Raw genomic sequence first — 14140 nt, forward strand, 5'->3', positions numbered from 1 at the left:
CGATGTTTTTTTGACAGTGTTTCTCACAAATAAGAAACCGCTCGTGTTTTATTTATTTACTTGTGGAAAACAGAAAGAAAAATGACAAATTAAACAGATTTAAATATTATAAAATCTTTTTTTAACATTTTCATTTATTAATTCTATTTGTTTTTTTAAGTTTTCTCTACTTGTTGTTAATTTCTGTAACTATGTTGACGGAGGTGTTCTTTTTCGTATATCATATAGTCAATAAATGTTTTTTTATTAACTAAAAAAGTAGTACATATAGGAGGAGAACACATGAAAAAGTTTAGGGTGCTTAGCGGAGTGGTTTTACTGAGCAGTTTGTTATTAACGATGACTGCCTGCTCAGGCGGCGGAGAGACAAAAAAAGAGGACAAAAAGGAAAATACAGCGCAAACCTCCAAGGTTGAAATGAGTGTCGAAGGAGGCAGCTACATCATTCCTGATGGGGAAAAGGTTGATGATGAAACAGGCTTTTTAGCATTAGACATCAAGGTGAAAAATAAATCAAAGGACAAATTAGATGTTTCCTCTAGTGACTTTGCTTTATATGATGAAGACGGCAAGAAGGTTTCTTCCGAGCATGTCTATGATTCTAACGATAATTTTAAGGTAATGAGTAGTGAAAGCCTGTCAGAGGATAAGAGCTTCACCGAGCCGCTGGTATTTGAAGTCAAGAAGGATGCGGAATATGAGCTGCATTATAAACCGACATACTACACAGATGAAGACAAAGATGAAGGCATCGAGCTGAAACTAAACACGAAAAAATACAGCGATGACACTAAAGCAGTGCAGGCCTTGACTAGTCAATACGTAACGAAAGTCTTTTTCGGTTCTGACGAAGTGAAGGATGAAGATAAGAAGGCGGCTGGAAAGCTTGAGCTGGCAAATGATGTGGAAGCAGAACGCAAGACCTTCAAAGATGACAGTATCAATAGCCTGAAGGATGATTTCTCAAACTACGAGCCTTCCACGGCTGAATTGGAAAAAGTCATTACTCAGATCCAACAGACGAATGCTGAAAAAGGCAAAGTGACTTACAGCTTTAAAGAATTCTTCCCAGAATCAGCAGTAATCTATGTGCGTCCGGAAATGGTATTTTTAGATGATGTCGATACGAAATCGATCACAGATAAATTCGTTGAAGAAAACAAAGGCAAATATACTGATTATACAAGTGTTCGTCGTGATGCAGAAAAATACCTGTTACAGGAATTACCTGGAAAAATCAATGAAGCGCCAATCAATACTGATGACAATATGAACGGTGAAGGCTATCAAGTGAAGCTGGAGAAAAAGGATGGCAAATGGGAAATCAACTCATCCAACGAAAGCCGAAACTACTATTTCAAATCCATGAAAGCAGCCTTCAGAGGCGGACTGAATGACTAGAAAGACTGGAACGCTGGCAGTTATTGCGTTGATAGCGGTAATTGTTTTTGGTTCCATCAGCTATTCCAGTTATAAAAATAGTGAGGATGCAACGGTCGATCGGCTTGCGGAGGCATTGCTTAAAAATGACCAGACGGAAATCAAGCGCTATATGCCAAGCTATTCGAACAAGAAGAAGATTACAAAAGATGCGCAAAAGGTTTTTTATCAGCATTTGAAGAAAATGAAGAAGGAACAAGTCGTCAAGCTATTGAAGGAAGATGAAAATTTCACGATTAAAGAAGGCTCTTCCTTTTTGAAGCCGGCGCAAATTTATCCGAATGCGCGTTTTTTAGTGATCGAGCTGCCTAAAGGAACGGAGCTTCAAGCAACGATCCAAGCACAAGATATTTCCGGCGAGTATGTTGAAGAGTGGAACAAGTATACCTTTGGCCCATTCCTGCCGGGAAAATACCAATTGACCTATGAGATGGCCCATCCGAAGTTCGGAGCTAAAAAGGACAAGGAGACCATCGATCTCAAAGCGGAAGACCAACGGGTGACGGTTGCAGAAAATAGTCTGTATGAAGGCAATCAAAAATTTCAAAAGCACCTGCTGGCTTCTGCAGTCAACTACTTCGATTCTTTCAACAAGGGCATTCGAGAAGGGCTGAATATGTCCCAATTGACTGCCTCTAAGCGGCACAAAGAAGAGATGCAGAGCAGCCTTGAAGAGCTGAAGCCGTACTTAAAAAGCTTTGATCAGCAATTTCAATCAGTTAAAATTGATTGCGATTCAATTTCGGTAAACAACGGACAAACAAAAGTACAATTAGATTTGTATATCGATCTTAAGCGCTCGATGCAATTGGTTGAGGAAGTCGGAATCGATGAGGCGCTGAGCTCAGATAAGCAAAATGCTATTGTGAGTCTAGTTTATGACGAGGATCAGAAAAAATGGCTGATGGATGAGCTGGATTTTAACACTTATCAGCAGGACCCAGAGACCTGGGAGCATGTTCAAAGCTATCGTGCAGAAAGTGAAAAGAAAGCACATTGGGATAAAGAAGGAGCAGCCGAGGTTGTTTAACAGTTGAAAACTGTGGGTGAATACTGCCCACAGTTTTTTTTATTTTTAAAATGCCTTCAGCAAGTGGAATGGAATCTTTTATTTTCAAGCAAAAACAACTATAATAAGACAAGATGCTTAACTAGAGAAGGGGAAAAAAAGTGCGCTTACTATTCATTGGGGATGTTGTTGGTTCGTTAGGTCGGCAAATGCTGAGCGATTATTTACCGCGATTAAAGAAGAAATACCATCCACAGTTGACGATCGTCAATGGCGAGAACGCGGCTGCAGGCCGTGGTATCACAGAAAAAATCTATAAGAAGTTTTTACAAGATGGGGTCGATGTTGTCACGATGGGGAACCATACTTGGGACAACAAAGCGATTTTTGAGTTTATTTCTGACGCGAAAAAAATGATCCGACCGGCGAATTTTCCGGAGGGTGCACCAGGCAAAGGGCATTTGTATGTGAAGGTGAATGAGTTGGAGCTGGCGATCATCAATTTGCAGGGCCGTTCGTTTATGACCGATTTAGACGATCCGTTTCGTATCGCCGATAATTTGATCAAGGAAGCGCGGGAGCGTACCCCCTATATTTTTGTTGATTTTCACGGTGAAACGACGAGTGAAAAGCAGGCGATGGGCTGGTTTGCGGACGGTCGTGTTTCAGCGGTAGTCGGCACACACACCCATGTTCAAACCAATGACGCGCGCATCTTGCCTAAAGGGACTGCCTATTTAACGGATGTTGGAATGACAGGACCGTATGATGGTATTTTAGGGATGAAGAAAGAGCCGATCATTGAAAAATTCTTGACGGCGCTGCCCCATCGTTTTGAAGTAATTGAAGAAGGCCGTTCGGTATTGTCCGCTTGTGTGATTGATATCGATAAAAATGGCCATGGACAAAAAATCGAAACGATCTTGATCAATGAAGATCGTCCATTTAGAGAATAGAAGCAGAGGGATAAAATGAATCTAGCAAATGAAGCCGCCGTCGATGCGGCTTTATCTCATTTAACAGCATTATTAGGTGAAAATGAAGTGATCATCCGTTACCAGCAGCTCCAAAAACGAGTAGCAGAAAACGACACACTTCAGAAATTAGAAGAAGACATCAAAGCAGCGCAAAAGGATGCGGTCCAATTTGCCCATTACGGCAAACCGGAAGCAGAGCGCGAAGCCTTAAAGGAAGCCGATCGTCTGACAAAAGAATTGAATCAGCATCCATTGGTGATCGCTTATCGTGAGCAGCTGTTTGAAACCAATGATCTGCTTCAGCATTTGACGACGATGATCCAAAAGGAAGTCAATAAAGCTTTAGAAGCAGAGGAATCTACTGGAGAAGGAGAGAACTAATGCCTCAAAAAACCAAAAATACGCCAATGATGGAACAATATTTGGCGATCAAGGAACAATATAAAGATGCTTTTCTATTTTACCGGCTAGGAGACTTTTACGAGCTCTTCAACGAAGATGCCGTCAAGGTTTCGCAGCTATTAGAATTAACATTAACGAGCCGCAATCGGAACGCCGACGATCCGATCCCAATGTGCGGAGTACCGCATCATTCAGCTCAAGGCTATATCGATACTCTAGTTGAGCAAGGCTATAAGGTCGCGATCTGCGAACAAATGGAGGATCCGAAACAGGCCAAAGGAATGGTCAAACGTGAGGTTGTCCAGTTAATCACACCAGGGACCTTGATGGAAGGCAAAGGCATTGAAGCCAAAGCCAATAATTTCTTGACCGCGGTCACTCAAGTCAAAGATAAATTTGGCTTCGCCTATGTCGATCTTTCGACGGGTGAGCTGAAGACCGCTTTATTACATGACGAAGAAGCCGTGATGAATGAAGCAACGGCGTTACAAACCAAGGAAATCGTTCTAGGCAGCGAGATTCCAGAAGGCCTGCAGAAGAATCTGGCAGAACGTCTGGGTCTGGTCTTCTCCCAGCAGGAAACGATCGAAGACAACGCGGAGTTCAGCTTCCTGACAGCGGATATCACCGACGAGCTGGAAAAAGAAGCGACAGGCAAACTATTGACCTATTTATCGGTGACACAAAAACGCAGCTTAGGGCATATTCAGAAAGCAGAAGAATACCAGCCAGAGCATTTCCTAAAGCTGGATTATTTCTCTAAGACTAACCTGGAATTGACCCGTTCAATTCGTACCGGGAAAAAACAAGGGACGCTGCTGTGGTTGTTGGATGAAACGAAAACAGCGATGGGCGGACGTTTATTAAAGCAATGGATCGATCGCCCGCTGATTCAAAAGCGTCAGATCAATGCCCGTCAAGCAATGGTGTCCTCTTTATTGAATGCTTATTTTGAACGGATGGATCTAAACGAAACGTTAACGAAGGTCTATGACTTAGAACGTTTGGCTGGACGTGTGGCCTTTGGCAACGTCAATGGCCGCGACCTGATCCAATTGAAGACGTCATTGATGCAAGTACCGCAGATTCGTCAATTGTTAACGGGTATCAATCAAGGCGAGTGGAACGATCTCTTAGTAGACATGGAGCCGATGGACGATTTGGTTGACTTGATCGAAAAAGCCATCAATGACGAAGCGCCGCTGCAGATCACCGAAGGAAATGTGATTAAGGACGGCTACAATGAACAATTGGACCAATACCGCGAAGCGATGAAGAACGGAAAAACTTGGCTTGCTGAACTGGAAGCACGGGAGCGTCAAGCGACAGGCATTAAGACGCTAAAAGTCGGATATAATCGCGTATTTGGCTACTATATCGAGATCACGAAGTCGAACCTTGCTAATTTGGAAGAAGGCAAATACGAGCGGAAGCAAACCCTAGCGAATGCGGAGCGTTTTATCACTCCTGAGCTGAAAAAATTAGAAACCTTGATTTTAGAAGCCGAAGAAAAATCCGTTGCACTTGAATATGAACTCTTCCTAGAGGTACGAAACGAAGTTAAAAAGGCCATCACCCGTTTGCAAAAATTAGCCAAAAGCTTGAGTGCGACCGATGTATTGCAAAGCTTTGCGACAGTCAGCGAACGTTATCAATATGTACAGCCGACAATGGAAGTCGGTACCCACAATTTGCAGATCACTGAAGGCCGTCATCCGGTCGTAGAAAAAGTATTGGGACATCAAGAGTACATTCCTAATAGTGTGCATATGAGTCCAGATGAACTGCTGCTGCTGATTACTGGACCGAACATGTCTGGTAAAAGTACGTATATGCGCCAGCTTGCTTTAACGGTAATCATGGCGCAGATGGGCTGCTTTGTTCCAGCGGAAAGTGCTGAACTGCCGATTTTTGATCAGATATTTACCCGAATTGGTGCCAGCGATGACCTGATCGCCGGCCAGTCTACCTTCATGGTAGAAATGATGGAGGCCAATCAAGCCCTGCGCCATGCGACACCAAACAGCTTGATTCTCTTTGATGAATTAGGCCGCGGAACAGCCACCTATGACGGAATGGCGCTAGCGCAAGCGATTATTGAATACATTCACAAAAATGTCAAAGCAAAGACGCTATTTTCAACGCATTACCATGAGTTGACTGTGTTGGAAGAAACACTGCCGCAGCTAAAAAATGTTCACGTTGGCGCGGTCGAGCAAAACGGCGAAGTCGTCTTTCTGCATAAATTGATGGATGGCCCCGCTGATAAAAGCTACGGGATTCATGTAGCCAAGATCGCCGGCATGCCGACAGATCTGCTTTCACGGGCAGCGACGATTCTATCCGCGTTAGAAGCGGACACTCCTTCTCAGAAAAATGTGGAAATCGCTGAAGAAACGGAGCAGCTTTCCTTATTCAGCGAGGTTTCCACCGCCGAGCTCGGTGTAGTGGACAGCATCAAGAAAGCCGATTTACTTGAAATGAACCCGATGGAAGCTTTAAACTTCCTATACGAATTGCAAAAACGAATTTAAAATGCTGATAGGAGGAGTTCGATGGGAAAAATCCAAGAATTATCCGAACGTTTAGCCAATCAAATCGCCGCTGGTGAAGTAGTCGAACGTCCAGCGTCAGTCGTCAAGGAATTAGTTGAAAATGCGATCGATGCCAAAGCGACGCAAATCGATATTTTGATCGAAGAGGCCGGCCTGAAGAAAATCCAGATCGTAGATAACGGTGAAGGCATCCGGCAGGACGATGTTGAAAATGCCTTTAAACGACATGCAACCAGTAAAATCCACAATCGCGATGATCTATTCCGGATTCGCACACTGGGCTTCCGCGGTGAAGCTTTGCCATCGATCGCCTCAGTTTCTGAGATGACCTTGGAGACCGCGACTGCCGATGAGACACAAGGGTCTTACTTGTTCTTAAAAGGCGGCAAGATCGAAGAGCAGCGGCCCACTTCCTTGCGTACAGGGACGAAAATCACGGTCGAGAATCTGTTCTTTAATACACCTGCTCGCTTGAAGTATGTCAAATCGTTGCAGACGGAATTGTCAAATATTGGCGACATTGTGAACCGGATGGCCTTGAGTCATCCCAAGATCGCCTTTCGGCTTGTCCATGATGGTCACAAAATGCTAAGCACCAGCGGCAGTGGAGATTTGAAGCAGACGCTTGCAGGTATTTATGGAGTTGCGACAGCGAAAAAAATGCTGAAGGTCGAAGCCAAGGACTTGGACTTCACGCTAAACGGCTATGTCTCGCTGCCTGAAGTGACACGTGCAAGCCGCAATTACTTATCCGTGATCATCAACGGCCGGTATATTAAGAATTACGCGCTGAACAAGGCGATTATCAATGGCTACCAGTCAAAATTAATGGTGGGACGCTATCCGATCGCAGTGCTTGAAATCACGATGGACCCGCTGTTAGTCGATGTGAATGTCCACCCTACTAAGCAGGAAGTTCGTTTATCCAAAGAAAAAGAATTGATGGAATTGATCAGCCGCGGGATTGCTGAGAGTCTGCGTCAGATCAATTTGATTCCCGATGTTGGTGAAAATCCCAGCTTTAAACGCAAAGTCGAAAAAATTCAAACAGAGCAATTAGACTTGGCGCTAGAGGAACAGCCGAAGAAAAAAAGCGACTTGAATTACGATCCTAAGACTGGAATTTTTTATGTCGAAGCCAAACAACCAGAAGCAAACGAAACATCTGTCCCCTTGAAAGAAGAGAGGGTCGAGGAAACAAGGCCTGTTCCATTAGAGACCGAGCAGGAAAAAGCCTCGGTCGTGGAGGAGACCCCAGAGCCGCTGGCCGAAGAAGCCCCTCAAGTTGAAGAGGAGAGCTGCGAAGAGGCGGCCAATACCGATCACCCTGAGTTTGATCTCAGCACTCAATCTGGTGAGAAGGTAATCGAACAAGCTATCACGAAGCTGGAGCAAGAACAGCCAAAAGAACGGTTTCCAATGTTGGAGTATTTTGGTCAAATGCATGGAACCTATTTGTTCGCTCAAAGCAAAGACGGCCTATATATCATTGATCAGCACGCGGCTCAAGAGCGAATCAAATACGAATATTTCCGCGAAAAAATCGGAGATGTTTCCGATGATCTGCAGGAGTTGCTGGTTCCTTTTGTCTTAGATTACCCCAACAATGATGCGATCAAGCTGAAAGAAAAAACAGAACTGCTGCAGGAGGTTGGGATTTATCTAGAGGAGTTTGGTCCAAACAGCTTCATAGTGCGAGCACATCCAACCTGGTATCCGGCAGGCCAAGAAGAAAGCATTATTCGCGAGATGATTGACATGCTGCTGATCACCGGTTCTGTCAGTGTGAAGAAATTCCGTGAAGCGACAGCAATCATGATGAGCTGCAAACGATCCATCAAAGCTAACCATCATTTGAATGAAGCACAGGCACGGGTTTTATTGACGGATTTAGCACAATGCGACAATCCTTTTAACTGCCCGCATGGCCGTCCAGTACTGATCCATTTCAGCAACAGCGATATGGAGCATATGTTTAAACGCATTCAAGACCCACACTAGATTACACGAGGAGCACGAACAAATGACAGTTATTTTAGCTTCGCAATCACCTAGGCGCCGAGAATTGCTGCATTGGCTGATTGCTGATTTCACCGTTCAGCCTGCCGACATTGATGAAGAAGTCAAAGAGCAGTATGCACCGGTAGAGTACGTGATGGAGATGGCCCGTCAAAAAGCAGCGGTCGTTGCTGCTGACCAACCAGAGGCACTGGTTATCGCTAGCGATACAGTCGTTGTGCTAGACGATCAAATCCTAGGAAAGCCAAAAAGCCGAGAGGAAGCTTTTGGCATGTTGAGGGACATGAGTGACGGCAATCATTTGGTTTATACGTCTGTAGTGATCCGCCAAGGTGGGAAAACAGCAGAGAAATTAACTTCTGCTAAAGTAACCTTTTACCCATTGACCGATGAAGAAATCAACCGCTATTTAGATAGTGACGATTACAAAGATAAAGCTGGCGCATATGGTATTCAGAATGGGGCAGGTGTCTTTGTTGAAAAAATCGAAGGCGATTATTACAGCATCGTTGGTTTTCCGGTGGGTGCGGTAAATCAGATGTTGAAGGATTTTGAGTATTGATCGATGGAAAAGTATCCATCGATCTTTTTTTGAAATCAGTCTGAGCAAATTTATCGTTTCTTTTTCTTGATGGATGTATGCTTACCTTATTCAAAGCAATCGTGAAAGAGGGAATGAAGGATGGAAAAAGAAGAATTGAGACAGAAGCTTTCACCAATGGAATATTCGGTCACACAAGAAAATGCCACTGAGCGTCCATTTTCTGGCAAGTATGATGACTTTTATCAAAAAGGCATCTATGTTGATGTGGTCAGCGGTGAACCGCTGTTTTCTTCTAGCGACAAATATGATGCTGGCTGCGGCTGGCCATCTTTTAGCCGGCCGATCGAAAAACGCGGTGTCGCAGAGAAGGCTGATTTTTCCCACGGCATGCACCGAGTAGAAGTTCGCAGTAAGGAAGCTGATTCCCATCTCGGACACGTCTTCAACGATGGCCCACAAGATCAAGGTGGATTGCGTTATTGCATCAACTCAGCAGCTCTGCGGTTCATCCCATTTGAAGAGATGGATGAAGCAGGCTACGGAGAGTACAAAACGATTGTGAAATAAACCAAGCTGTGCCTTGTTTTCGGCACAGCTTTTTTGAATCATAAAGGAATCATAAAATTTTCAAATGAATAAGTAATTTTGCAGCAGGTCTATCCATGTCTGGCTTCACGAACTAGCTTTATTGCCGATAAAGCTGAGCGAGTTCGCGAAGCCCTTCTTGTAGATGATTAAGTTTAGACTTTCGCTATCGCTTTTCAGAAAATGTATGAAATTCCGACAAAACTTGGAGAGCGAGTGATTCTTTTTTCGCTATACTAGAACTATCCTATTTTTAGAAAAGGCGATAGTTATGAAAATGTTTAAAGAATTAAGTTTGTTATTACTCTATTCCATTATTGGGGAAGGCTTACGGCTGTTTTTTAAGCTGCCGGTTCCGGGAAGTATTATCGGTATTTTGTTATTATTTCTTTCTTTCCAAACCAAGCTATTAAAGCCTTCAGCGATTGAAGATACAGCAAACTTTTTATTGAATCATTTAACGATCTTATTTGTGCCGGCAGGTGTCGGGTTGATGCAATATTATGGAGCAATCAAATATACTTGGCCTGTTTTACTTGGAGCGGTGGTTGTTTGCTCATTCGTATCTCTTGTTGCTGTTGGTAAAACAGCAGAGATTGTCGAAAAGATCGGCATGAAGAGCACTGAGAAAAAGGATCGTCTGGTTGATCAAGTTGAAAAGATACGAGGTGGAGCAGATGATCTCAGCGCTGGCGAGTAATCCGCTTTTTGGGTTAGCACTTACGTTATTGATCTACACATTGATGGAAAAATTATTGACTAAAATTAATATTCCTTTCATCAATCCTTTGATTGCTAGTGTAATCAGTATAATCATCCTGTTGAAATTCAGCGGGATCAGCTATAAGGATTACAACATGGGCGGAAATCTATTCACTATGATGATTACTCCGGCGACAGTCGCCTTGGCTTTACCGTTATACCAAAATTTCGATAAGCTCAAGAAATACTTTTTGCCAGTTATTTTAGGCACTTTAGTCGGTGTCGTTTTAAATTGCCTATTAAGCGTAGGGATTGGCCGGCTATTTTCGTTGAATAAGGGGATCATCGTTTCTTTATTGCCTAAATCTGTGACGACAGCGATCTCTGTTGATCTATCTAGTCAGATGGGCGGCATTTCACCAGTAACGTTGGCGATCGTTGTTTCTACCGGGATCTTTGGTGCTCTGGTAGGAACAAAAGTCTTCCAGCTGTTCAATATCAAGAGTCCTGTAGCGCAGGGAATTGCTTTAGGCAGCACCTCTCACGCGATCGGCACGGGTCGAGCAATTGAAATCGGTGAATTGGAAGGGATTTTGGCCGGCCTGTGTATTTGTGTCAACGGAATAGTGACTGTGGCACTGCTGCCGATTTTGTTCCATTTGTTCGAAGGTCTTTAGTAGCTGCTCCTTGCGCTCTTTTGCTAAAATAGAGCGTGAAGGAGTTTTTTTATGTATATCAAAGCGCTGGAATTACAACATTACGAAAAAGACATCTATTTCGGTGTTCGCTTACTGGAGCTGTTAAGTGATGGAAAAATCCATAAGAAGCTTGACTTGGCTGAGGAAGTAGGGCTAGATGCCCGCAGTGTCCAACGATTACTGGAGGAATTGAGTAAGAACTATTGCCGCTTCACAGAGACGGAGATTCCCTTATTTGAAAAAGAAGGGAATAATTATCGCCTGTTAATTGCCGATCAAATCATGGAGCAAAATCAATTTTTAGTTGATTTGATTCGCCATTCCTTGTCCTATCGGCTATTGCATTTATTGATTGCTGGAAAAGCCCGAACGATCAAAGAACTAAGCGAAAGATTATTTCGCAGTGAATCGACCATTCGGCGCAAATTGAAAGGCTTGTATCAAGAACTGGCGCCGCTGCAGTTAACGATTGAACGCGGAGAAGTATTTTTTCAGGCACCGGAGCCAGTCGTTCGGATGTATCTATCGGTTTATTATTGGCGCCTATTTCGAGGAAAGGATTGGCCCTTCGCACCCTTGCAGCACGAGCTCGTTGAAAAAATCAGTCATGGGATCCAACGCTTTTTTCAGGTAGCCTTGAATCCTATTAAGGAGCAGCGCCTAGAATATTTAGTAGCGGCTCATTTGTTGCGAGAAGTCCAACACTACTCATTAGAACCAAATTCAATCAGTCAGCAGACACTAGCCGGCGATTCGCTTTTTAAAGAGTTTTATCAGCAACTAAAGCCCGTGATGCCGGCCTATTTCCGTACACAAGCCTCTTTAGGAAATCTATTTTTGAATCTGCTGACGCGGGAGGAATACTACCACGTACCAGACATTACCAAAAAAATTCATCGATTACTGGCAAAGAAACCATTTCTTGTGATGGCTGAGATCGATGAGCGGTATCGGATTTTAGAAAAGAAGATCAATAATCATGCGGCATGGGAAAAATTTCAAGCCTTGCAGGCAGAAAACTATTTAATCAGCGGACATCTGTATCATCGGCTGTTTCCAATGATTCGTTTTAATATTAATGGTAAAGCCTTCTGGACGAAGATTACCCAGCAGCAACCCCAACTAGCCGCTTTTGTCTCAACTGTTTTAGCGGATCAAGGTGGTACTGAATCGATTCTTTTTGGTCGTTATCTTTCTGTTTTGCGGCGCTTGCCTGAGCTGACCATCCAACCGGTTGTGCGGATTTTTCTGCAGACAGATCTGCCAGAGTTTGAAGAAACGATTTTAAAAGACGATCTGCGCCGATTTTTGACGAATGATTTTCAAGTTGTTTTTTCAGCGACATTAGAAAACAGCGATGTATGTTTAACAACGAATCTGCTTTATGAGGATGAGGAAGTGCCGACATTAGCAATCACTCAGGAATTACGGATGACAGATTATTTTGCTTTATTACAGCTATTGGAAGGATTCGGCGGTAAGAGTTTTTAACCGCCGCCATTTGTGCTAAAATAATGAGAACATATGTGCATATATGCGGTTATGTATATGCAGTGAGAATAAAGAATTGTTTTCTTAACCAAAGAAAGGATCAACTATGTACGAATATATTACAGGTCGATTGACCTTCATCAGCCCTAGCTATGTGGTGTTGGATGTAAATGGGATCGGCTATCAAATCGCGTTAGGCAATCCCTATCGCTACAGCAGCAAAATGGAGCAATCTGTGACGATCTATGTGCAGCAGATCATTCGCGAGGATGCGCATTTATTATACGGCTTTGAGACATTGGCTGAAAAAGAATTGTTTTTACGACTGCTTTCAGTATCTGGTATTGGACCCAAGAGCGGCTTAGCGATCATGGCAAATGAGGATCATCAAGGCTTGATCCAAGCCATTGAAGCAGGCGATGTGACCTATTTAACGAAATTCCCAGGTGTAGGGAAAAAGACTGCCCAACAAATGGTCTTGGATTTAAAAGGCAAGCTCACCGAGCTCGTCGAGGATCCAATGTCCTTGTTCTATGAAGGCAATGATGATACGGCTCTGGCTGAAGCAATGGAAGCCCTACAGGCATTAGGCTACAGCCCGAAAGAAATCAAGAAAGTCGAAAAAGTTTTGGAAAAAGAAACATTGCAAAATACCGACGATTATTTACGAGCAGCTCTAAAATTAATGATGAAGAAGTAGGAGGACGAGTTAGATGGATGAAGAACGTTTGCTTTCACCAGATGCGGATGAGAGCGATAAAAGTTTAGAAAAATCACTGCGTCCTCGATACCTTGCTCAATATATCGGTCAAGACAAGGTTAAGCAAGAACTGTCGATCTATATTGAAGCAGCGAAAAACCGCCAAGAAGCATTGGATCATGTTTTGCTTTATGGGCCGCCGGGTCTGGGGAAGACCACGATGGCGATGGTGATCGCTAATGAAATGAATGTGCAGATTCGCTCAACCAGTGGACCGGCAATCGAACGTCCGGGGGATCTAGTAGCGATTTTAAATGAGCTGGAGCCGGGCGATGTACTATTTATCGATGAAATCCATCGATTGCCGCGAGTAGCAGAAGAAACCTTGTATTCAGCAATGGAGGATTATTATGTAGATATCATGGTGGGACAGGGGCCGACAGCTCACCCAGTACATTTTCCATTGCCGCCGTTTACTTTAATCGGAGCGACTACACGGGCAGGGATGCTATCGGCGCCACTGCGTGATCGATTTGGAATTATCTCTCATATGGAATATTACGAAGAGACGGATTTGCGGGAGATTGTGCTGCGCTCGGCCGATATTTTTCAAACTGAGATCGTGGAAGAAGGTGCGGTGGAGATTGCCCGACGCTCACGAGGAACACCGCGGATTGCCAATCGTTTACTGAAGCGGATTCGCGATTTTGCTCAGGTTCAATCGGATGGTGTGATCGATCGGAGAATTGCGGATCAGGCATTGGTGCTGCTGCAAGTTGATGGGGCAGGCTTAGACCACATTGATCAAAAATTATTAAAAACGATGATTGAACTGTATCATGGTGGACCGATCGGGCTGAGTACACTAGCGGTTAATATCGGTGAGGAACGTGAAACCGTGGAAGACATGTATGAACCGTATTTGATCCAAAAGGGTTTCATTAAACGAACACCGCGAGGGCGCATGGCGACCCCGTTAGCTTACGAGCATTTTGGTTATCCTTATCAACAAGTATAG

At 43.8% G+C, this 14140-nt stretch carries 13 protein-coding genes; all 13 read left to right on the plus strand.

The genetic code is table 11. The features are described 5' to 3' along the window. The first annotated feature begins 282 nt into the window (after positions 1-282). The 13 genes from IGI67_RS13910 (at position 283) to ruvB (ending at position 14140) form a co-directional block, all read left to right on the plus strand. A complete protein-coding gene (locus tag IGI67_RS13910; protein ID WP_207109598.1) occupies positions 283-1401 on the plus strand; it encodes a DUF4352 domain-containing protein in 1119 nt (372 codons plus the stop codon). Continuing rightward, on the plus strand, positions 1394-2470 hold the full coding sequence (locus IGI67_RS13915; RefSeq protein WP_429958103.1) for a hypothetical protein: 1077 nt from the start codon (positions 1394-1396) through the stop codon (positions 2468-2470). Before IGI67_RS13910 ends, IGI67_RS13915 begins: the two co-directional genes overlap by 8 nt. A gap of 140 nt (positions 2471-2610) precedes the next feature. Further along, positions 2611-3405: a TIGR00282 family metallophosphoesterase gene (locus IGI67_RS13920; RefSeq protein WP_207109596.1), complete on the plus strand. Its 795-nt coding sequence runs from the start codon at positions 2611-2613 to the stop codon at positions 3403-3405. A 15-nt stretch (positions 3406-3420) separates the two neighbouring features. Next, a complete protein-coding gene (locus IGI67_RS13925) occupies positions 3421-3807 on the plus strand; it encodes a YlbF family regulator (protein ID WP_207109595.1) in 387 nt (128 codons plus the stop codon). Continuing rightward, a complete protein-coding gene (mutS, locus tag IGI67_RS13930; RefSeq protein ID WP_207109594.1) occupies positions 3807-6362 on the plus strand; it encodes a DNA mismatch repair protein MutS in 2556 nt (851 codons plus the stop codon). The genes IGI67_RS13925 and mutS overlap by 1 nt, the downstream gene beginning before the upstream one ends. Before the next feature lie 21 nt (positions 6363-6383). Then, positions 6384-8384 carry a DNA mismatch repair endonuclease MutL gene (mutL, locus tag IGI67_RS13935; protein ID WP_429958104.1) on the plus strand — a complete coding sequence of 667 codons (2001 nt, stop codon included), beginning with the start codon at positions 6384-6386 and terminating at the stop codon, positions 8382-8384. Between the two features lie 22 nt (positions 8385-8406). Then, positions 8407-8964, plus strand: coding sequence for a Maf family protein (locus IGI67_RS13940; RefSeq protein WP_207109592.1), 558 nt, complete (start codon positions 8407-8409; stop codon positions 8962-8964). A gap of 120 nt (positions 8965-9084) precedes the next feature. Then, positions 9085-9513 (plus strand): peptide-methionine (R)-S-oxide reductase MsrB, encoded by a 429-nt coding sequence (gene msrB, locus IGI67_RS13945; protein WP_207109591.1) that lies wholly within the window; start codon positions 9085-9087, stop codon positions 9511-9513. Between the two features lie 289 nt (positions 9514-9802). Further along, a complete protein-coding gene (locus tag IGI67_RS13950) occupies positions 9803-10231 on the plus strand; it encodes a CidA/LrgA family protein (protein WP_207109590.1) in 429 nt (142 codons plus the stop codon). Next, on the plus strand, positions 10212-10910 hold the full coding sequence (locus IGI67_RS13955) for an LrgB family protein (RefSeq protein ID WP_429958650.1): 699 nt from the start codon (positions 10212-10214) through the stop codon (positions 10908-10910). The genes IGI67_RS13950 and IGI67_RS13955 overlap by 20 nt, the downstream gene beginning before the upstream one ends. 51 nt (positions 10911-10961) lie before the next feature. After that, positions 10962-12422 (plus strand): helix-turn-helix domain-containing protein, encoded by a 1461-nt coding sequence (locus IGI67_RS13960; protein WP_207109589.1) that lies wholly within the window; start codon positions 10962-10964, stop codon positions 12420-12422. 106 nt (positions 12423-12528) lie between these two features. Continuing rightward, a complete protein-coding gene (gene ruvA / locus IGI67_RS13965) occupies positions 12529-13122 on the plus strand; it encodes a Holliday junction branch migration protein RuvA (protein WP_010741129.1) in 594 nt (197 codons plus the stop codon). Positions 13123-13135: 13 nt separating this feature from the next. Continuing rightward, positions 13136-14140, plus strand: a complete 1005-nt coding sequence (gene ruvB, locus IGI67_RS13970; RefSeq protein ID WP_207109588.1) for a Holliday junction branch migration DNA helicase RuvB — start codon at positions 13136-13138, stop codon at positions 14138-14140.

Source organism: Enterococcus sp. AZ196 (assembly GCF_050498845.1).
GTDB classification, from domain to species: domain Bacteria; phylum Bacillota; class Bacilli; order Lactobacillales; family Enterococcaceae; genus Enterococcus_A; species Enterococcus_A murrayae.